Origin of the sequence: Streptomyces sp. NPDC050439 (assembly GCF_040655335.1) — a bacterium.
Classification (GTDB): Bacteria; Actinomycetota; Actinomycetes; order Streptomycetales; family Streptomycetaceae; genus Streptomyces.
This window is the reverse complement of record NZ_JBFAJT010000004.1, coordinates 101,248-119,455: the sequence shown is the minus strand read 5'-3', so window position 1 is coordinate 119,455 and position 18,208 is coordinate 101,248. Positions and strand designations below refer to the sequence as shown.

At 70.5% G+C, this 18,208-nt stretch carries 17 protein-coding genes; 4 read left to right on the top strand and 13 right to left on the bottom strand.

Annotated features, from left to right (window positions below):
* Positions 1-68: 68 nt before the first annotated feature.
* Positions 69-1,481 carry a PLP-dependent aminotransferase family protein gene (locus AB0I66_RS17875; RefSeq protein ID WP_363208813.1) on the bottom strand — a complete coding sequence of 471 codons (1,413 nt, stop codon included), beginning with the start codon at positions 1,479-1,481 and terminating at the stop codon, positions 69-71.
* Positions 1,482-1,528: 47 nt separating this feature from the next.
* Between AB0I66_RS17875 and AB0I66_RS17870 the strand changes: the two genes are divergently transcribed.
* From AB0I66_RS17870 to AB0I66_RS17860, 3 genes are read left to right on the top strand one after another with little or no spacing between them, the layout of a single operon-like run.
* A complete protein-coding gene (locus tag AB0I66_RS17870) occupies positions 1,529-2,071 on the top strand; it encodes a carboxymuconolactone decarboxylase family protein (protein WP_363208812.1) in 543 nt (180 codons plus the stop codon).
* Positions 2,068-2,544 carry a carboxymuconolactone decarboxylase family protein gene (locus AB0I66_RS17865; RefSeq protein WP_363208811.1) on the top strand — a complete coding sequence of 159 codons (477 nt, stop codon included), beginning with the start codon at positions 2,068-2,070 and terminating at the stop codon, positions 2,542-2,544. Before AB0I66_RS17870 ends, AB0I66_RS17865 begins: the two co-directional genes overlap by 4 nt.
* Complete coding sequence (locus tag AB0I66_RS17860; RefSeq protein WP_363208810.1) at positions 2,541-3,266, top strand: isocitrate lyase/phosphoenolpyruvate mutase family protein; 726 nt, start codon at positions 2,541-2,543, stop codon at positions 3,264-3,266. Before AB0I66_RS17865 ends, AB0I66_RS17860 begins: the two co-directional genes overlap by 4 nt.
* A gap of 128 nt (positions 3,267-3,394) precedes the next feature.
* Here the strand turns inward: AB0I66_RS17860 and AB0I66_RS17855 are convergent, their stop codons facing one another.
* The 9 genes from AB0I66_RS17855 to AB0I66_RS17815 all read right to left on the bottom strand — a co-directional run bounded on the left by AB0I66_RS17855 (position 3,395) and on the right by AB0I66_RS17815 (position 14,459).
* Entirely contained in the window at positions 3,395-4,357 is a 963-nt protein-coding gene (locus tag AB0I66_RS17855; protein WP_363208809.1) for a glycine betaine ABC transporter substrate-binding protein, read from the bottom strand.
* Positions 4,358-4,404: 47 nt separating this feature from the next.
* Positions 4,405-6,423, bottom strand: coding sequence for an ABC transporter permease subunit (locus AB0I66_RS17850; protein ID WP_363208808.1), 2,019 nt, complete (start codon positions 6,421-6,423; stop codon positions 4,405-4,407).
* Positions 6,420-7,529: a glycine betaine/L-proline ABC transporter ATP-binding protein gene (locus AB0I66_RS17845; RefSeq protein ID WP_363208807.1), complete on the bottom strand. Its 1,110-nt coding sequence runs from the start codon at positions 7,527-7,529 to the stop codon at positions 6,420-6,422. Before AB0I66_RS17845 ends, AB0I66_RS17850 begins: the two co-directional genes overlap by 4 nt.
* Positions 7,526-9,073, bottom strand: a complete 1,548-nt coding sequence (locus tag AB0I66_RS17840) for a GMC oxidoreductase (RefSeq protein WP_363208806.1) — start codon at positions 9,071-9,073, stop codon at positions 7,526-7,528. Before AB0I66_RS17840 ends, AB0I66_RS17845 begins: the two co-directional genes overlap by 4 nt.
* Before the next feature lie 138 nt (positions 9,074-9,211).
* The gene (locus AB0I66_RS17835) at positions 9,212-10,732 is read right to left on the bottom strand and encodes an aldehyde dehydrogenase family protein (RefSeq protein ID WP_363209374.1); all 1,521 of its coding nucleotides are present in this window, start codon (positions 10,730-10,732) and stop codon (positions 9,212-9,214) included.
* Positions 10,733-10,905: 173 nt separating this feature from the next.
* Complete coding sequence (locus tag AB0I66_RS17830) at positions 10,906-11,451, bottom strand: hypothetical protein (protein WP_363208805.1); 546 nt, start codon at positions 11,449-11,451, stop codon at positions 10,906-10,908.
* Positions 11,448-11,696: a helix-turn-helix transcriptional regulator gene (locus AB0I66_RS17825; RefSeq protein ID WP_160506754.1), complete on the bottom strand. Its 249-nt coding sequence runs from the start codon at positions 11,694-11,696 to the stop codon at positions 11,448-11,450. The genes AB0I66_RS17830 and AB0I66_RS17825 overlap by 4 nt, the downstream gene beginning before the upstream one ends.
* Positions 11,697-11,829: 133 nt before the next feature.
* Positions 11,830-12,819 carry a malate dehydrogenase gene (locus AB0I66_RS17820; protein WP_363208804.1) on the bottom strand — a complete coding sequence of 330 codons (990 nt, stop codon included), beginning with the start codon at positions 12,817-12,819 and terminating at the stop codon, positions 11,830-11,832.
* 470 nt (positions 12,820-13,289) lie between these two features.
* A complete protein-coding gene (locus AB0I66_RS17815; RefSeq protein ID WP_363208803.1) occupies positions 13,290-14,459 on the bottom strand; it encodes an XRE family transcriptional regulator in 1,170 nt (389 codons plus the stop codon).
* Between the two features lie 354 nt (positions 14,460-14,813).
* On the opposite strand from AB0I66_RS17815, the gene AB0I66_RS17810 reads away from it, so the two are divergent.
* The gene (locus AB0I66_RS17810; RefSeq protein WP_363208802.1) at positions 14,814-15,359 is read left to right on the top strand and encodes a peptidoglycan-binding domain-containing protein; all 546 of its coding nucleotides are present in this window, start codon (positions 14,814-14,816) and stop codon (positions 15,357-15,359) included.
* A 50-nt stretch (positions 15,360-15,409) separates the two neighbouring features.
* On the opposite strand, the gene AB0I66_RS17805 is transcribed toward AB0I66_RS17810, so the two are convergent.
* From AB0I66_RS17805 to AB0I66_RS17795, 3 genes are all read right to left on the bottom strand, one after another.
* Positions 15,410-15,913 carry a helix-turn-helix transcriptional regulator gene (locus AB0I66_RS17805; RefSeq protein WP_363208801.1) on the bottom strand — a complete coding sequence of 168 codons (504 nt, stop codon included), beginning with the start codon at positions 15,911-15,913 and terminating at the stop codon, positions 15,410-15,412.
* Positions 15,914-16,204: 291 nt separating this feature from the next.
* Positions 16,205-16,888 (bottom strand): response regulator transcription factor, encoded by a 684-nt coding sequence (locus AB0I66_RS17800; RefSeq protein ID WP_363208800.1) that lies wholly within the window; start codon positions 16,886-16,888, stop codon positions 16,205-16,207.
* Positions 16,889-18,043, bottom strand: coding sequence for a sensor histidine kinase (locus AB0I66_RS17795; RefSeq protein WP_363208799.1), 1,155 nt, complete (start codon positions 18,041-18,043; stop codon positions 16,889-16,891).
* Positions 18,044-18,208 lie beyond the last annotated feature (165 nt).

The window sequence follows — 18,208 nt, the reverse complement described above, 5'->3', positions numbered from 1 at the left end:
GGCTCCGCCCCCTGGGCCCCCGAAAAGATGGCCTCAAACGCCGGCCGGGCTGAAAGGAAACCACCGCCCTACGGCAACACCCTGCACAACGCCTCCAGCGCCCCCGCCCACCCATGATCAGCCGGCGTTCCATACCCCACCACCAGCGCGTCCCGTTCCGGAGGACTCGCCGAAGGGTGGCGGAAGCTCGACAGGCCCTGCACCGCCAGGCGTTGCCAGCTCGCCGCCTGGATCACCGTGCGTTCTGTTCCGGGCGGGAGTTCGAGCACCGCGTGCAGGCCCGCCGCGATCCCCGTGGCCCGTACCTCCGGCGCCCGAGCAGCAAGTGCCGCGACCAGTTGGTCCCGTCGGCGGCGGTAGCGCAGCCGTGCGCCCCGCACATGGCGGTCGTACGCACCCGACGTGATGAACTCCGCGAGCGTCAGCTGGTCGAGCGCCCCGCAGGCCCATTCCGCGCCCCCTTTCGCCTCGACGACCTCGGCGGCGATCGGCTCGGGCAGCACCATCCAGCCGAGCCGGAGGCCGGGGGCCAGGGACTTGCTGGCCGTGCCGAGGTAGACCACTCGGTCGGGGTCGAGGCCCTGGAGCGCGCCCACCGGCTGCCGGTCGTAGCGGAACTCTCCGTCGTAGTCGTCCTCCAGGATCAGGCCGCCCTCGCGCCGCGCCCAGTCGACGGCGGCGGCACGCCGGTCGGGGTGCAGCGGGACGCCCATGGGGAACTGGTGGGCGGGCGTGAGGAGCGCCACCTTGGCCGAACCGGAGCCGGCCCCCAACTCGGCGGTCGCGGTGCCCAGTTCGTCGAAGGGCAGCGGCCTGGTCCGCAGCCCGGCCCGTTTGAGCAGATCCCAGTGCACGTCCAGGCCGTACGACTCGACCGTCACCTCCCGCAGGCCGCGGGCCCGCAGCACGCCTCCCAGCAGGCTCAGGCCCTGTGCGAACCCGGCGCAGATGACGATGCGGTCCGGGTCCGCGTGTACGCCGCGCGCCCGGGAGAGGTAGTCGGCGAGGGCGGTGCGCAGCTCGACACGGCCGCGCGGATCGCCGTAGCCGAGCGCGTCGTTCGGGGCGGTGGCCATGGCCCGGCGCGCGGCCTTGAGCCAGGCGGCGCGCGGGAACGTGGAGAGGTCGGGGGTGCCCGGCATCAGGTTGTACGTCGGACCGCCCGCAGCCCTGCGGCGCGGTGCGGGTTCGGCGGGGCGCGGCACGGCGCGTTCGGCGACGCGGGTGCCCGAGCCCTGGCGTGCGGTGAGCCAGCCCTCGGCGACGAGGTCCGCGTACGCGTCGGCGACGGTGTTGCGGGCGATGCCCAGGTCCACGGCGAGGGAGCGGGACGAGGGCAGGCGGGTGCCGGGGGCGAGCCTGCCGCCGCGCACCGCCTCGCGCAGGGCGTCCGTGAGGCCCCTGCGTACGCCGGAGTGCGTCGCCTCTCCCCCGGTCTCCAGGTGGAGGTCGACGCCCAGAGTGGCCCACGATTCTTCCATGGAAATGGACCATACCTGTGGGCTACTCCCGCCGTACGGTCGATGTCATGACGACGAACGAGAACACCCCCGCTCAGCCCCCCGCTCAGCCCCCCGCACAGCCGCAGCCCAAGGAATACCTCCACGAGCACACCCCCCGCCTCGACTGGCACTCCCAGGCCCCCGAGGTCTTCAAGGCGATGGTCCGGCTGGACGCGGCCGCCCGTAAGGGCGTCGACCCGGTGATCCTCGAACTGGTCAAGATCAGGGCCTCGCAGATCAACCACTGCGCGCTCTGCGTCGACATGCACAGCAAGGACGCCCTCGCGGCCGGCGAGAGCGTGGAGCGGATCATCCAGCTCAGCGCGTGGGAGGAGTCGCAGCACTTCTACACGGCCAAGGAGGTCGCCGCGATCGAGCTGACGGAGGCGATCACCGTCCTGACGGACGGCTTCGTGCCGGACGCGGTGTACGACAAGGCGGCGGCCCTCTTCGAGGAGCAGGAGCTGGCGCAGCTGATCGCCGCGATCACGGTGATCAACGCGTGGAACCGTTTCGGCGTCTCGACGCGGCAGGTCCCGGGTCACTACAAGGCCGGGGACCACAAGTGAGCGCCCGGACCACCGACGCGCGGACCAGCCACGCTCGGACCACCCACCTCGACAAGGGCGTCGCCGGTGCGCTGGCCGCGCTGAGCGCGGCCGCGAAGAAGGGGCTCGGCGACCCGGTCCTCGCCGAGCTCGTGATGATCCGGGCCTCGCAGATCAACGCGTGTGCGTTCTGCCTCGACATGCATGTGGACATCGCCGTGAAGAACGGCGAGACGGCCAAGCGGATCGCTCTCCTCAACGCTTGGGCGGAGGCGGGCGAGCTGTTCAGCGAGCGTGAGCGGGCCGCTCTCGCGCTGACCGAGGCGGTCACCGTCCTGACGGACGGGTTCGTCCCCGACGAGGCTTACGAGGCGGCCGCCAAGCACTTCGGTGAGGCCGAACTCGCCCACCTCATCGGGGTGATCACCGTCATCAACAGCTGGAACCGGCTGATGGTCAGCCGCCGCATCGAGCCGGGCGGGTACGCGCCGTGAGCCTGGTGGACGACTTCCGCGCGCTGCACCACGGGCGGGCGCCCGGCGATCCGCTGGTCCTCCCCGGCCCGTGGGACGCGGCCAGCGCGCGGGTCTTCGTGGACGCCGGGTTCCCGGCCCTTGCGACGCCGAGCGCGGGGGTCGCGGCGTCGCTCGGGTACGCGGACGGCGCGGTGCCGCCGGACGAGATGTTCGCCGCCGTGCGCAGGGTGGTGCGGTCCGTGTCGGTGCCGGTGTCCGCGGACGTCGAGGACGGCTACGGGCTGCCGCCGAAGGAGCTGGTGGAGCGGCTCCTGGAGACGGGCGCGGTCGGCTGCAACCTGGAGGATTCGTCGGGCGGGGACCTGAAGGACCCGCGCGAGCAGGCGGAATGGCTCGCGGAGGTACGTTCCGTCGCGGGCGACCGGTTGTTCGTGAACGCCCGGGTGGACACGTTCGTGCACGGCGACGGCGATCCGGAGCAGGCGATCGAGCGGGCGCGGCTTTACGTCGAGGCGGGCGCGGACTGCGTCTATCCGATCCTCGCGCCGACCGAGGTGCTTCCGCGGCTGCGGGCGGGCATCGAGGGCCCCGTCAACGTGGCGGCGAAGCCGGCGGGGCCGCCGTCCCCACGGGAGCTGGGTGAACTGGGCGCCACGCGCATCACGTTCGGGCCTGGCCTGCTGTTCCGTGCGTCGGAGGCGCTGCGGGAGATCGCGGAGAGCCTGAAACCGAGAGACTGAAGCCGAGAGACTGAAGCGGCAAGCCTGAAGCAGACGTGACGGTGCCGGGGTGTCCTTCGCGAAGGACACCCCGGCACCGTCATCGTCGCACTGCTGCGATCAGCCGTCGGCTGCCGTCAGCGACGACGTCACTTCTTCGGGACCCACTTCTCCCACGTCGCCTTGTTGTCCTTGATCCACTTCTCGGCCGCGGCCTCGCCGGACATCTTGTCCTTGGCGATCGACATGGCGACCTCGTTCTGCTCCTCGGTCGTCCACTTGAAGTTCTTCAGGAACTCCGCGGCGTCGCCGCCGTCCTTGGCGAAGTCGGCGTTGAAGTACTTCTGCAGCGGGGTGTTGGCGTAGCCGCACTCGGTCTTGGACTCGGGCTCGTTGCAGCCCTCCTTGAACGGCGGGAGCTTCACCTCGACCATGTCCATGTCGGCGTTCGCCCACAGGGGCTCCCACCAGTAGCTGATGAAGGGCTCCTTGGCGGCGTACTTGCGCTGGATCTCCTTGATCTGCGCGGCCTCGTTGCCGGTGTCCTTGATCTTGAAGTTCAGCTTGTGGTTCTTGATCAGGTACTCGTCGTACGTGGTGTACGAGGGCGCCGCACCGATGAACTCGCCCTTGCCGCCGCTGCGGTTGCTCTTGAAGTCCTTGGCGAACTTGTTGAGGTTCTTGTAGTCAAGGATCTCCGGGTGCTTGTCCGCGTAGTACTTCGGCACGTACCAGCCGATGTGCCCGGTGACGCCCAGGTCGCCGCCCTTGACGACCGTCTTCTTCTGGTCGATGTAGAGCTTCTGCTTCTTGGGCTGGCCGTCCCAGTCCTCCAGGATCGCGTCGGCCTTGCCGTTGTTCAGGGCGTCCCAGGCGATCGGCTCGTCGAGCTGCTGGAGCTCGACCTTCTTGACGCCGACCTCGTCCTCGAGGAGCTTCTTGGCGACCTCGGCGTTGGCGCGCGCGCCGACCCACGAGGGGACCGTGATGGTGACCTCGTCGGCACCGCCGGAGGACTTCGTGTCGGCGGCGCCACAGGCGCTGAGCGCCACCATGGACGCGGCGCCGAGACCGGCGAGGATCGAAGTGCGTATCCGCTTGCTGTAGTTCACGAGATTGTTCCCTTACGTAGCAGGAGAGCGGGGTCCGGAAGCGTACGTCAGCGCAGTGTGCGTGCCTTGACGTCGGCGCCGGGCTGGGAGATGCGGTCGAGGAGCAGACCGAGGCAGACGATCGCGATGCCGGCCGTCAGACCGAGACCGAGGTCGCCCTTGGTGAGGCCCCTGACCACGTCCACGCCGAGCGCGCCGCCGCCGATCATGCCGCCGATGACGACCATGGAGAGGACGAGGACGACGCCCTGGTTGAGGGCGACGAGCAGCGCGGGCCTGGCCAGCGGCAGCTGGACCTGCCGGAGCTGCTGGCCGGTGGAGGCGCCGAGCGAGCGGGCCGCCTCCAGGGCGGAGGGATCGATCTGGCGGATGCCCTGGGCCGTGATGCGGATGACGGCGGGCAGCGCGTAGATGATCGAGGCCACCGCGGCGGCCGCGGGGTTGGAGCCGAACAGCGCGATCATCGGGATGAGGTAGATGAACGCCGGCAGGGTCTGCATGGTGTCGAGCACCGGCCGGATGCCGCGCTCCACCCAGGAGACCCGGGCCGCGAGCACACCGATGGCGAAGCCCAGGATCAGCGTGACGACCAGGGCGGCGATCACCTGCGAGAGGGTGTCCATCGAGCGGTTCCACAGCCCCATCGCGCCGATCGCGGCGAGCGCGAGCACGACGGTGACCGCCGCGCGCCAGCGGCCCGCGAGGTAGGCGAGGACACCGGCCACCAGGAGCACCGCCCACCACGGGGTGGCGAGCAGGGCGTCGAACAGCGGGTTGATGCCGTAGTCGATGAAGGCGTTCGCCCAGGTGAGCGTGCCGCCGATGACCGGGATGCCGGAGCCGAGCTCGCGCTCGATCCAGCCGACGGCCTCGTTGATCGGCTGGGAGATGGAGACGACCCAGTTCTCCGGCCACTCCGTGCGGCCGAGCGCCTGGCCGAGCACGGCGGCGCCCGCCACCACGAGGGCCATGACGGCCCACAGGACGCGCGTCGCGAAGGCGCTGCGCGCGGGCGCCGGGTCGTCGACGCGTTCGCCGAAGCCTGCGGTCGTGCGGTCGAGCCAGACGGCGATCAGCACGATCGCGATGCCGGCCGGTACCGCGAGGCCCACGTCGAGGGTGGAGATCGCGGTGAAGATCGGGTCACCGAGACCGCCGGCGCCGACCACCGTCGCGAGCACGACCATCGAAAGACACATCATGATCGTCTGGTTGAGGCCGAGCAGCATCGGCTTGCGGGCCAGCGGAAGCCGGGCCGTCCACAGCCGCTGCCAGGCGCTGGCGCCAAGGGACTGGGAGGCCTCAAGAGCCGCCGCGTCGGCGCCGCGCAGGCCGAGCGAGGTGAGCCTGGCCATCGGCGGTGCGGCGTAGATGACGGTCGCCATGAAGACGGCCGGCGTGCCGACGTCGAACATCAAGACGAACGGCAGCAGATACGAGAAGGCCGGAAGCACCTGCATGGTGTCGAAGACGGGCCGCAGGATGCGCTCGGCACGGTCCGAGAGCCCGGCCGCGAGGCCGAGCAGCACACCGACGAGACCCGCGACGGCCACACAGACGACCATCAGGGCGAGGGTCTCCATCGCCTCTTCCCACACGTCGAGCACGCCGATCACGGCGAACGTGCCGAAGGCGATGCCCGCGAGGGACAGTGCGCGGCGGCGCAGATTCGCCCCGCCCGCGTACCAGGAGATGAGCACCGCGGCGACGGTCACCCCGATGAAGCCGAGGGCCTCCAGACCGCTGAGCACGCCGTCCACCGCGGATTCCGAGGTGTTGCTGATGTGCAGCAGGAAGTACAGGAAGATCGGGTGGGTGTCGCGGTTCTGCGCCATCCAGGTGTTGACGTCGTCGAGCGGCGAGCGCACGTCGAAGGTCAGGTCGGACGGCCAGGCGCCGTTGGCGGTGACGGCCGCCGAGACGACCGCGACCAGCAGGGCGCAGAGCAGCAGGATCGCCTTGGGGTTGCGCAGGAATCCGGCCAGCGGGCCGGGTCCTTCGGCGGGCGGGCCCGGCGGGGACACGCCTTCCTTCTTGTCGATGACGGACGTCGGGGCTGCGCTCATACGGCGGCCACCGCCTTGTCCCGGGGATCACTGTCGAGGCCCGCGACCACCGCGAGGAGCTGCTCGTGGTCGACGATGCCGAGGGTGCGTCCGTTGTCCACGACACGGCAGTACGCGCCGCTGCGGGCCACGGCCTCGATCGCGTCGACGACCAGCGTGTCCGGGCCGATCGCGGCACCGGACTCGGCCTCGTCTCCCTCGGCGGGGCGCATGGCGCGGCGCACGGTGATGACCTGCTCGCGCGACACGTCCTGGACGAAGTCGCGCACGTAGTCGTCGGCCGGGTTGGCGACGATCTCCTCGGGGGTGCCGAGCTGCACGATGGCGCCGTCCCGCATCAGCATGATGCGGTCGCCCAGGCGCAGTGCCTCGCTCAGGTCGTGGGTGATGAAGACCATCGTGCGGCCCTCTTCGCGGTGCAGGCGGATGACCTCTTCCTGCATGTCCCGCCTGATCAGCGGGTCGAGCGCGCTGAACGGCTCGTCGAAGAGCAGGACCTCGGGGTCGACGGCGAGGGCGCGGGCCAGGCCGACGCGCTGCTGCTGGCCGCCGGAGAGCTGGGTGGGGCGGCGCTCCTCCATGCCTTCGAGGCCGACCTTGGCGACGACCTCCAGGGCCTTGGCGCGGCGCTCGGCCTTGCCGACGCCCTGGATCTCCAGGCCGTAGGCGACGTTGTCGAGGACCGAACGGTGCGGCAGCAGGCCGAAGTTCTGGAAGACCATCGCGGCCTTGTGGCGGCGCAGCGCGCGCAGCTCGTTCTTGTCCATGCCGAGCACGTCCTGGCCGTCCATGGATATGGAACCGCTGGTCGGCTCGATGAGCCGGGTCAGGGTGCGCACCAGGGTCGACTTGCCCGACCCGGAGAGGCCCATGACGACGAAGACCTCGCCGCGCCTGACGTCGAAGCTGACGTCCCGCACGGCCGCGGTGCAGCCGGTGCGCTCACGCAGCTCGGTGGCGGAGAGTTCCGCGAACTCCGCGTTGCCCGGGATGCTCTTGGCCTTGGACCCGAAGACCTTCCACAGGTCCCGGACGGCGAACACGGGCGCGGCCTCGTCGGACGCGGGCGCCCCGGGGGCAGGCGTCTTGTCGGTGGTGGTGGTCATCGGACATCACTCCCGGTCAGCAGTTCCGCGCACTTTTCCCCGACCATGAGCACTCCGATCATCGGGTTCACGGCAGGCATCGTCGGGAAGACGGATGCGTCCGCGATTCGGATTCCCTCGAGACCCCGGATCCGCAGCTCCGGGTCGACCACAGCAAGTTCATCAGCGGAAGCTCCCATTCGGCAGGTTCCGGCCGGGTGGTACACAGTGTGCGCCGCCTTGCGGACGAGCTCGCTGATCTCGGCGTCCTCTGTGACGTCCGGGCCCGGGAAGACCTCGCGCTTGAGCCACTTGGCGAAGGGCTCGGCCTGCGCGACCTTGCGGGCCAGCTTGATGCCGTCGACGAGGGTCTGGCCGTCGTAGTCGACGCCGTTCTCGTCGTACTCGAAGTACTTGAAGTCGAGGGCGGGCTTCACCTCGGGGTCGGCGGACGTCAGATAGACGCGGCCGCGCGCACGGGACTTGGGGATGTTCGGCGTCATCGAGACGCCGTGCTCCGGGCGTTCGTAGCCCAGGCGCTCCGGGTTGTCCGTGAACGGGATCTGGTAGAAGTGGAACATCAGGTCAGGGCCCTTGTGGTCCGGGTCCCGCTTGACGAAGAGGCCCGCGTCGGAGTCCATCGCGGAGTTGCCGGGGATCGGCCCGTTCGTCTCCCAGACGATGACCGACTCGGGGTGGTCCAGGAGGTTCTCGCCGACGCCCGGCAGGTCGTGCGTGACGGGGATGCCGAGCGCTTCGAGGTCCTTCGCGGGGCCGATGCCGGAGTGCATGAGCAGGCGCGGGGTGTCGACGGCGCCCGCGCAGACGAGCACTTCGCGGCGGGCGGTGAGCAGCTGCGCCTCGCCGTCCTTCGTACGGATGTGGACGCCGCGCGCGGTCTTGCCCTCGAGCTCCAGCTTGGTGGCCCAGGTCTCCAGGAACAGGTGGAGGTTGGGGCGGTCGCCGGCCTCCATGTGGGGGTGGAGGTAGGCGACGGAGGCGGAGGAACGCTTGTTGTTCTCCGGGTGGTACGAGAGGTCGAAGAAGCCGACGCCCTCGTCGAAGGGCTGGTCGTTGAAGCCGACGACCTCGGGGACGCCGAGCGCGCTCTTGGTCGCCTCGACCCAGTCGGTGGCGATCTGGTTCTGGTCCTTCTTGGCGACGCGCACGATGTTGTTGCGCAGCTTGCCGAAGAAGGGGTCCATCGCCTTGGCGTTCCAGCCGGTGGCGCCCGCCTCCTCCCACTCGTCCCAGTCGGACGGCAGCGGCTTGAAGGAGATCAGGGTGTTGTGCGACGAGCAGCCGCCGAGGACCTTGGCGCGGCTGTGCAGGATGTGCGAGTTGCCGCGCGGCTGCTCGGTGGTCGTGTAGCCGTAGTCGAGTTCGCCGCCGAGGAGGCCGAGCCAGCGGCGCAGCGTGAGGACGTCCTCGCGGTCGATGTCGCTGGGGCCGCCCTCGATGACGGCGACGGTCACGCCGGGGTCCTCGGTGAGGCGGGACGCGATCACCGATCCTGCGGTACCGCCGCCGACGATGACGTAGTCGTACTCGGTGGTCTCAGCCATGCGTGCTGCTCCTCTTCCTGCGAGGTGTGGTGCCAAGGTGCTTGCGCGTATAGAGCGGGGGGTGCTCGGACGTACGGATATGCGTACGTGCGCGGGGGCGGGACTGCCGCCCCCGCGCACGCCGCTATGAGTCAGGCCTCAACCGGCGAACCAGCGGACCGGCCGCGGGGCGAGGTTCTGGTAGATGTGCTTGGACTCGCGGTACTCGGCGAGTCCGGCGGGTCCGAGCTCGCGCCCCACGCCGCTCTTGCCGAAGCCGCCCCACTCCGCCTGCGGAAGGTAGGGGTGGAAGTCGTTGATCCACACCGTGCCGTGGCGCAGGCGCCGGGCCATGCGGCGGCCGAGGCCGGGGTCGTTGGTCCAGACGGCGCCCGCGAGACCGTACTCGGTGTCATTGGCGAGCGCCACGGCCTCGTCCTCGGTGCGGAAGGTCTCGACGGTCAGGACCGGGCCGAAGACCTCTTCGCGTACGACGCGCATCTCGCGGTGGCACTGGTCGAGCACGGTCGGCTCGTAGAAGTAGCCGGTCGCGGGGCGTACTTCGCTGGGCTCGGGGCGCTTGCCGCCGGAGCGCAGGACCGCGCCTTCCTCCAGTGCCGAGGCGACGTACGACTCGGTCTTCTCGCGCTGCTGCTGCGAGACGAGCGGGCCGCACTCGACGCCGTCCTCGGTGCCGCGGCCGAGCCTGATGCGGCTCGCGCGGCGGGCGAGTTCGGCGACGAAGCGCTCGCGCACCGACTCCTCGATGATGAGGCGGCCACCGGCGGAGCAGACCTGCCCGCTGTGGATGAAGGCGGCGTTCAGCGCCTGGTCGACGGCGGTGTCGAAGCCCTCTTCGGTGGCGCAGGCGTCGGCGAAGACGACGTTCGGGTTCTTGCCGCCGAGTTCGAGGGCGGCCTTCTTGACGCCGAGCGCGGCGGCCTGCGCGACCTTGGTGCCGGAGACGAGGCCGCCGGTGAAGGAGACCAGGTCGACGTCGGGGTGGTCGGAGAGGCGCGCGCCGACGGTGTGGCCGGGGCCCGTCACGATGTTCGCGACGCCGGCCGGGAGGCCCGCCTCGACGAGCAGTTCGATCAGCGCGACCGTCGTCAGCGGAGTGACCTCACTCGGCTTGATGACGAAGGTGTTGCCCGCGGCGAGCGCGGGGGCGATCTTCCAGCTGGCCTGGAGGAGCGGGTAGTTCCAGGGCGTGATCATCGTGCAGACGCCCACGGGCTCGTGCACGACGACGCTGTGGATGTCGTCGGACCCGGCGTCGACCACGCGGCCCGCGCCCTCGCCGATCACCAGATCGGCGAAGTAGCGGAAGGCGTCGGCGACGCAGTCGACGTCGACGCGGCCCTCCTCGACGGTCTTGCCCGCGTCGCGGCTCTCCAGGAGCCCGATCTTCTCGCGGTCGCGTACGAGGAGGTCTGCCACGCGGCGCAGCAGCGCGGCCCGTTCGGCGACGGGTGTGGCCGGCCACGGTCCGTTGTCGAAGGCCTCGCGGGCGGCGGCGATGGCCGCGTCGGTGTCCTCGGTGCCGCCCTCGGCGATCGTCGCGAACGGCTTGGCATCCGCGGGGTCGAGGATCTCGCGTGTGGCGCCGGAGAGGGCGTTACGCCACTCTCCGCCCACATGGATGGTCTGTTGTGCGGACACGTCCCGTTTGCCTTCCATTCCTGTCATACGCCCCGCCTGTCACTCGCGGTAGCCGGGGGCACATGCCCCGAGGCGGAGAAACCATGCGCATTAGACAACCGAAAGTGCGCTGTGTCACTGCGCGTGCAGGTACCTGGGGCAATACGTCCGCGTGCAGGGGCATTTGGGAACAGAGGTGGCGCTATGGTCCGCTACGCGCCGATGTCTTCGGGGTCCGCGGGCTCGTCCTGCGCGGCAAGTCCCGCCACCCACAGGGGCATCAGCCAGTGCACGACGAACGCGGTGAACAGGACGGGGAAGAGCAGCCCTTCGGTGTCCCACCCTTGGTACGCGGCGAAGCCCGCGCCCACGGCGGCGGCCAGGAGCAGCCACAGCATGATCTGCCGGGCGCGTGCGGCCACCCGCACCCGCTCCGCGCGCTGCCGCTCGTCGAGGGCGCGTTCGCGCAGTTCGAGAAGTCCGCGCGTGGCGCCGTTGATGACGCCGGTGGCGACGCACCACGGCAGCAGCAGCCCGAGCATCGTCCACATCGCCCAGCGCTGGTCGCCGACGACCGTGAGCAGCCAGGCCGCGACACTCGCCGCCGTCAGCGCGATGTGGGCGCCGACCGCAAGGCGCCTTCGCGTGGCGGTGGCGTACATCGGCGCGGCCTCGCGCCGGTTCATGAGCGCGAGCATCCGCCGGTCGTAGCCGGTCATCCGCTGGGCCCCCGTCTCCCGCACCTGCTGACCCGTCATCCCTGACTCCTCCCGTAGACCTCGTCCGTGAGCGGGCGGAACGGCTCGAGGGAGAACAGCGCCTCCACCGGCAGCCCGAAGAACACCGCGATCTTCAGCGCCAGGTCGAGGCTCGGGTTGTACTGCCCGCGCTCGATGTAGCCGATGGTCTGGTAGTGGACCCCCACCGCCTCGGCCAGGCTCTGGCGCGACACCTTCCGCTCCGCGCGCACCATCGCCAACCTGTTGTGCACTTGCTCGCTCATGTATAAGAAGTACTACATCGGTGAGCAGGTTGGCAACGGACGGCTGTTGTTTGCGCCTGGCCCCGGACGCACCTCGCCCCCGGCAGCCGATCGAGCGGCCGCCGGGGGCGAGGTGGGGCGTGCTTGACGCGTACTAGATGAGGCCGAGGCCGCGAACCGCCTCGCGCTCCTCGGTGAGCTCCTTGACGGACGCGTCGATGCGCGTGCGCGAGAACTCGTTGATCTCCAGGCCCTGGACGATCTCGTACTTGCCGTCCTTGGTGGTGACGGGGAAGGAGGAGATGAGGCCCTCCGGAACGCCGTACGAACCGTCCGAGGGGATGCCCATGGAGGTCCAGTCACCGGCGGCCGTGCCGTTCACCCACGTGTGGACGTGGTCGATGGCGGCGTTGGCGGCGGAGGCGGCCGAGGACGCGCCGCGGGCCTCGATGATCGCCGCGCCGCGCTTGGCGACGGTCGGGATGAAGTCGTCGGCGAGCCAGGCCTGGTCGCTCACGACGTCCGCGGCGTTCTTGCCGGCGATCTCCGCGTGGAAGATGTCGGGGTACTGGGTGGCCGAGTGGTTGCCCCAGATGGTGAGGCGCTTGATGTCGGAGACCGGGGCGCCGGTCTTCTTCGACAGCTGCGACAGCGCGCGGTTGTGGTCCAGGCGGGTCATCGCGGTGAAGCGCTCGGCCGGTACGTCCGGGGCGGCGGCCTGCGCGATGAGCGCGTTGGTGTTGGCCGGGTTGCCCACGACGAGGACCTTGATGTCGTCCGCGGCGTTGTCGTTGATCGCCTTGCCCTGCGGCTTGAAGATGCCACCGTTGGCGGAGAGCAGGTCGCCGCGCTCCATGCCCTTGGTGCGGGGGCGGGCGCCGACGAGGAGGGCGACGTTGGCGCCGTCGAAGGCGACGTTCGGGTCGTCGCTGATCTCGATCGAGTTCAGCAGCGGGAAGGCGCAGTCGTCGAGCTCCATGGCGGTGCCCTCGGCGGCCTTCAGGGCCGGAGTGATCTCCAGGAGGCGAAGGTTGACCGGCACGTCCGCGCCGAGCAGGTGGCCGGAGGCGATGCGGAAGAGCAGCGCGTAGCCGATCTGGCCGGCCGCGCCGGTGACGGTGACATTCACGGGAGTGCGGGTCATGGCGATCTCCGTAAGACAGCAGGCGGTGGGGGTCCCTGCCCCTTGTGCGGGGTCCCCTTGTGCTGGATCCCCACCGACGCCCTCGATGATCGATCTCTTGGCATCAAGAGAGATCCGCCGCTCAGGCTATCGCGCCCCGCCGACCCCCGAACCCCGGGAGGGTGTGGCCCACCCCACAAAGATCCACCCTTGCCGTTCACGGCTGATTTTCCGCCGGGAAACACCGGCTCAGGAGCCCCCGAAAATTTTCTCGTGAATCGACAGGCATGTTGTGCGTAGGTCAGGGCACACGCACGAGTACCCCCACGGGAGTGGTCACACCCCCAGGCGGCCGCCACGCTCCCCCCCCTGTGTTGGCGGCCGCCAACTCCTCCCGGTGGCCATTCCCGAGCACGACACCGGCCGCACCTGCTTCAGGTGCGGCCGGTTCGTTGTGTCAGCTGCCTCGTGTCCGCCAGTCGTTCTCTCCGCTACTTCGTGCAGCCGGTCTGGCCGGCCTTGAGGGTCGCGCACGCCTCCGCCGAAGCACCTTCCTTGACGGCCACCATCGGGGTGTACGCGTCGAAGTCCGCGTTCACGGTGCCGTTCTGCTTGGCGCCGTCGCCGGTGATCGTCACCTTGTCGCCCGGCGCCGCCTGCGTGATGCGCGCCCACGCCGCCCCGCACGTCTTGCTGTAGCGGACCTCGATCAGGGCCTTGCCCACCGTGGCGCGTGTCGTCGTGGCGGCCAGCTCGCCGCCGCAGCCCATGGTCTCGGGGTCCTTGCCGGTACAACTCTTGCCGCTGCACTCGACGCCCGCGGGCAGGTCCTTGTCGCTCGTGCTCGGCGAGGCAGGCGGCTTGGCGCCTTCGTTGCCCTTGTCGTCCTTGCCGAAGTCGGTCAGGAAGACGGCGGCGGCGATGACGACGAGCGCCCCGACGACGCCCGCCAGGAACATCGTCAGCTTCCTGCGCCGCCGCTGCCGGTCGGGCGAGTCACCGCCACGGGCCGGCTGAGCCGGGCCGGGCGGCGCCGTGACGCCGCCCCCGCCCCCGCCCACGCCCACGTACGACGGGGCCTGCGGTGGCACCACCGGCGAGACACCCGCGGGGCCCGCGACCCCGGTGACGCTCCCGCCCGGACGGCTGGAGCGGTCGGAGCGATGGGAGCGATGGGAGCGGTCGGACCGGTCGGGACGGTCGGCGGAGTCGACGCCGGTACCGACTCCAGCACCGGCACCGGCACCGGAGGCACCGCCGCGCACCGCGCCGCCGTTCCCCTTGCCCTTGCTGCTGCCGCCGCTGTTGGGCGGGTTCTGGCCCAGCTCGCCGAGCGCGGCCCGCGCCTGGGAGATCCGGATCGCCTGCATGGTCATGTCGTGCCGCATCTCGGAGCGGCTCCAGGCACGCTCGGCGAGCTCCCACATGGTGATGAGGTGCACCGGGTTGGTGCCCGTCACCTCGGCAAGCGCGACGATCGCACCCTTCGGGGCGAGCAGTCGCCCGTTCAGATACCGCTCCCACGACGTCTTGCTGTACCCGGTGCGGTCCGACACCGCGGCAATGCTGAGACCACTGCGGTCGACGAGCCTGCGCAGCTGACTCGCGAACTCCCTGACCTGCGGATCCAGCTCATCCGGTAGTGCCTTCCAACGAGGCATTACTCCCCCTCATCCCCCCGTACGTGCCAACGTGCCCCCGCGCGTGGTTCCCCCCGCTCTGCCCATGAGGCAGCCCCCGCTGTTCCCGCCATGGGCTACCCAGAGGGATGCCAAAAGTCAGGATGTCAGTTCCCGGACCGAGGGCGCACGGGAGCATTCGGGCCACGGGCGTGCACCGTCGCACTCCGTGCGGTCCGGCGTCCAGTGTCCCATCGCTGTCCCGCTCCACGATGCGGAACCCCTGGTAGCGGCTTGGGGCGTCCCAAACCATCCCGATTGTTCCGGTTGACCCTTTTGCGAATCGTCTCCGGGAGGAAGCATCGGAGACGTCAACGCACCATCTAGGGGGAATACATGCGCATCAGCAAGGGCAAGCCGAAGCGGCTGCTCGGCGCGGCGGTAGCCGTGACGGCGGGGGCGGCGATCGCGCTGGGCGGGACCGCGTCGCTCGCACAGGCGAGTGGGCCGCACGTCGTCGACGGCAAGGGCTCCGCGCACAACGACTGGGGCGACGAGGGCACTCTGTCCCGCCACAGCCACGCGAACAGCAACGCCACCCGCCTCTGGCAGAACGTCCTGTACGCGGACGGGGCCAAGTGGAAGGACAGCAACGGCAAGCGGCACACCTTCAACAAGTGGGACATCGACGGCAGCTTCGGCCGCAAGACCGAGTCGGCGACCAAGTACTGGCAGCACCGCGAGGACGTGGAGGACGTCGACGGCATCGTCGGCAAGGAGACGTTCGGCGTCGCCGACGACTTCCTGAACGGTCCGAGCGGCGGCGGCCACGTCACCTACAGCGGCTACCAGCACGACGTCGGCTTCAAGCGCCTCTCCGGCACGTACTACGTGAAGATCGACGGCAAGTGGAAGAAGGCCGCGTACAACTGGCGAGGCTGATCCCGGTTTCCCATCCGCACCCCCGCTCAGGGCCGCCGGCAACGGCGGCCCTATCGCATGAGAAAGCGCATCAGCCCTTCGAACAGCACCATGAGGACGAGGAAGGCGGTGACGCCGACGGTGGAGCGCCAGGTCCACGCGGAGCGGGCGCGCGAGGGCCGCCGTGGCGTGCGCGGCCGGGCAGGCGCCGGGGGCGTGCCCTCGCCCTGCTTGCTCAGGACGACACCCGGGGCGGCCGGCCCGGCGCCCTCCGGGGCGGATCTCGTACCGGAGGGCGCCGCGCCCCGCGGCCACACGCGGACGGCCAGCTCCCAGCGTGCGCAGTACCGTTCGCTGTCCGCGCCCGCCACCCGGCACAGTGCCGCGACCGCCTGCCGGGGCGGCGGCTGCCGTGCGTTGAGGTAGCGCTGCCAGGAGGACTTGCTGTAGGCCGTCTCCTCGCCGAGCGCGATCAGGCTCAGGCCGGTGCGGTCCTTGAGCAGCCGCAGCTGTTCCACGAAGTGCCGTACCTCCGGCGGAAGTGCCTCCGGAAGCGGCTGCCAGGCAGCACTCATGCTTCACCCCCAGCATGTGCCCCGTTTGCCCTCATGACGGGCGGGCGACCCGAAGTGGTTCCCTCCGTGCCCCGTCGCGCCCTGCCGCACTCCGTCGCACGTTGTTGCGGGCTGGGAACAGCGTTGCGGAATGGTCACCTCCGTGCCACAGGGGCAAGGCATCCCTTGAACGGAATTGGCGGGGGCATGACGCTGGTTCCCGTTGGAACGGCCCCCCACAGACCGGCGGCGCCCGTCCTCCCACGGGGGTGAGGACGGGCGCCGTCCCCTTTTCGAAGTCGCGGAGGCCCTTCAGCGACCGCCGCCGCCCGGCGTGACGAGGCCCGTCTCGTACGCCACCACCACCGCCTGCGCCCTGCTGTCCAGGTCGAGTTTGGACATCGTCCGGTTGAGGTGGGTCTTGACGGTGGCCTCGCTGATGTAGAGGCGGTCGGCGATGTCCGCGTTGGACAGACCCGTGGCGATCAGCTTCAGGACCTCGACCTCGCGCAGGGTCAGCGCCCGCAGGTCCGGCGGCGGCTCGGCGCAGTCGTCGGACGCGGACCCGGCCTGCCGGGCGAAGGCCTCGACGAGCCGGCAGGTCACGCTGGGCGCGAAGAGCGCGTCGCCGCCGCCCACGGCCGCCACCGCGGCGAGCAGGCGTTCGGGCCCGGAGTCCTTGAGCAGGAAGCCCGAAGCTCCGGCCCGCAGCGCCCCGTACACGTACTCGTCGAGGTCGAACGTGGTCAGCACCAGGACGCGCGGCGGCGGTTCGGGCGCCTCGGCGAGGATCTTCTCGGTGGCCACGATGCCGCTCATGCCGGGCATGCGGATGTCCATCAGGATCACGTCGGGCCGTGTCGTCGCGGCGAGCGCGACGGCTTCCGCCCCGTCACCCGCCTCGCCGACGACCTCGATGCCGGGCGCGGCACGCAGCAGCCCCACCAACCCGGCCCGGATGAGGAACTGGTCGTCGACCACGAGCACCCTGGTCATCTACGTCGCGCCGTCCCCCTGCGGTGCGGCCTGCGCGGAGGTCGGCAGGGTCAGTCGCACGGCGAACCCTCCCTCGCTCCGCGGGCCGATGCTGATCGTCCCGCCGTAGAGCTTGGCCCGCTCCCGCATCCCAATCAACCCATGGCCGCTTCCTGTGCCCACTCTGTCCGGAATCACCCCCTCCCCGTCATTGGTGACCGAAACCGTCACGTGGTGGGGCCGGTAGCGGAGTTCGACCACCGTTCCGGCGCCGTGCGCGTGCTTCAGTACGTTGGTCAGCGCCTCCTGGACCACGCGGTACGCGCAGAGTTCGACCCCGGGGGCGAGTTGCCGCGGGGTCCCCTCCACGCGCAGCTCCACGTCGACTCCCCCGGCCCGTACCCGCTCGACCATCTCGCCGAGCCGCGCGAGGCCCGGCATCGGGGCGTCGGGCGCGCCGTCGTCCTCCTCCCGCGCACGCAGCACCCGCAGCATGCGGCGCAGCTCCTCAAGGGCCTCGCCGCTGGTGCCGGAGATGGTGGAGAGCGCGGCGTGGGCGGTGGCCGGGTCCGAGGCGAAGACGAACTTCGCGAGGCCCGCCTGCACGGATATCACCGACATGTGGTGGGCGACGACGTCGTGCAACTCCCTTGCTATGCGCCCGCGTTCCTCGGCGACCTCGCGCCGCGCCCGCTCGTCCTGCTCGCGCTTCAGCTGCCGGGCCAGTTCGGCGGACCGGCGCGCGACGTGCCCGAACCGCCAGATCACCACGGGGAAACCGATGGCCTGCCCGACCACGGAGGCCATGGCCGCGCCTTCGCTCACCATGCCCGAGTAGATCCACACGGCGCTCATCAGGGCCGCGCAGGGCAGGGAGGTGCGCGGAGGTCTCAGGGCGGCGACCGTGTAGACGGCGAGCATGGGGCCGAAGGTGTTCACCACGGGCCAGTAGCCGGCGGTGACGTACACGATCCATGCCAGGTGGACGGCCAGGAGGACGGTGAGCGGTGCTTTGCTCCTGGCGGCGATCGGCACGTTGACCAGGGCCACCAACAGGTAACCCCACGCGTCGAGTTCGGGCCACCCCTGCCGCGCCGACTCCTGCCCGAGGAGTACGGCGACCGTGGTCAGGGCGACCGCGATCGACGTATCGGCGACGAGGGGGCGGATCCGCATCGCCGCAGCGTAGCCCCGGTGCAGGCACCGCAACGTCAAACTACGGCGGTACCGCGAGAGTTGCAGGAACCGCGGCGGTACCGCGCCGGGCGTGCCCGAACCTCAACCCGACACGGGACGACTCCCCTGCCCCACCCCCGTAGCTTCTTGGACGAGCACCACGGG

Excerpts from the sequence above, each read along its gene's own strand:
- AB0I66_RS17820 (WP_363208804.1), bottom strand. The coding sequence starts at position 12,819 with ATGACCCGCACTCCCGTGAATGTCACCGTCACCGGCGCGGCCGGCCAG.
- AB0I66_RS17795 (WP_363208799.1), bottom strand. The coding sequence starts at position 18,043 with ATGCGGATCCGCCCCCTCGTCGCCGATACGTCGATCGCGGTCGCCCTG.
- AB0I66_RS17825 (WP_160506754.1), bottom strand. The coding sequence starts at position 11,696 with ATGAGCGAGCAAGTGCACAACAGGTTGGCGATGGTGCGCGCGGAGCGG.
- AB0I66_RS17800 (WP_363208800.1), bottom strand. The coding sequence starts at position 16,888 with ATGACCAGGGTGCTCGTGGTCGACGACCAGTTCCTCATCCGGGCCGGG.
- AB0I66_RS17870 (WP_363208812.1), top strand. The coding sequence starts at position 1,529 with ATGACGACGAACGAGAACACCCCCGCTCAGCCCCCCGCTCAGCCCCCC.
- AB0I66_RS17805 (WP_363208801.1), bottom strand. The coding sequence starts at position 15,913 with ATGAGTGCTGCCTGGCAGCCGCTTCCGGAGGCACTTCCGCCGGAGGTA.
- AB0I66_RS17815 (WP_363208803.1), bottom strand. The coding sequence starts at position 14,459 with ATGCCTCGTTGGAAGGCACTACCGGATGAGCTGGATCCGCAGGTCAGG.
- AB0I66_RS17875 (WP_363208813.1), bottom strand. The coding sequence starts at position 1,481 with ATGGAAGAATCGTGGGCCACTCTGGGCGTCGACCTCCACCTGGAGACC.
- AB0I66_RS17840 (WP_363208806.1), bottom strand. The coding sequence starts at position 9,073 with ATGGCTGAGACCACCGAGTACGACTACGTCATCGTCGGCGGCGGTACC.
- AB0I66_RS17850 (WP_363208808.1), bottom strand. The coding sequence starts at position 6,423 with ATGAGCGCAGCCCCGACGTCCGTCATCGACAAGAAGGAAGGCGTGTCC.
- AB0I66_RS17830 (WP_363208805.1), bottom strand. The coding sequence starts at position 11,451 with ATGACGGGTCAGCAGGTGCGGGAGACGGGGGCCCAGCGGATGACCGGC.
- AB0I66_RS17845 (WP_363208807.1), bottom strand. The coding sequence starts at position 7,529 with ATGACCACCACCACCGACAAGACGCCTGCCCCCGGGGCGCCCGCGTCC.
- AB0I66_RS17835 (WP_363209374.1), bottom strand. The coding sequence starts at position 10,732 with ATGGAAGGCAAACGGGACGTGTCCGCACAACAGACCATCCATGTGGGC.
- AB0I66_RS17810 (WP_363208802.1), top strand. The coding sequence starts at position 14,814 with ATGCGCATCAGCAAGGGCAAGCCGAAGCGGCTGCTCGGCGCGGCGGTA.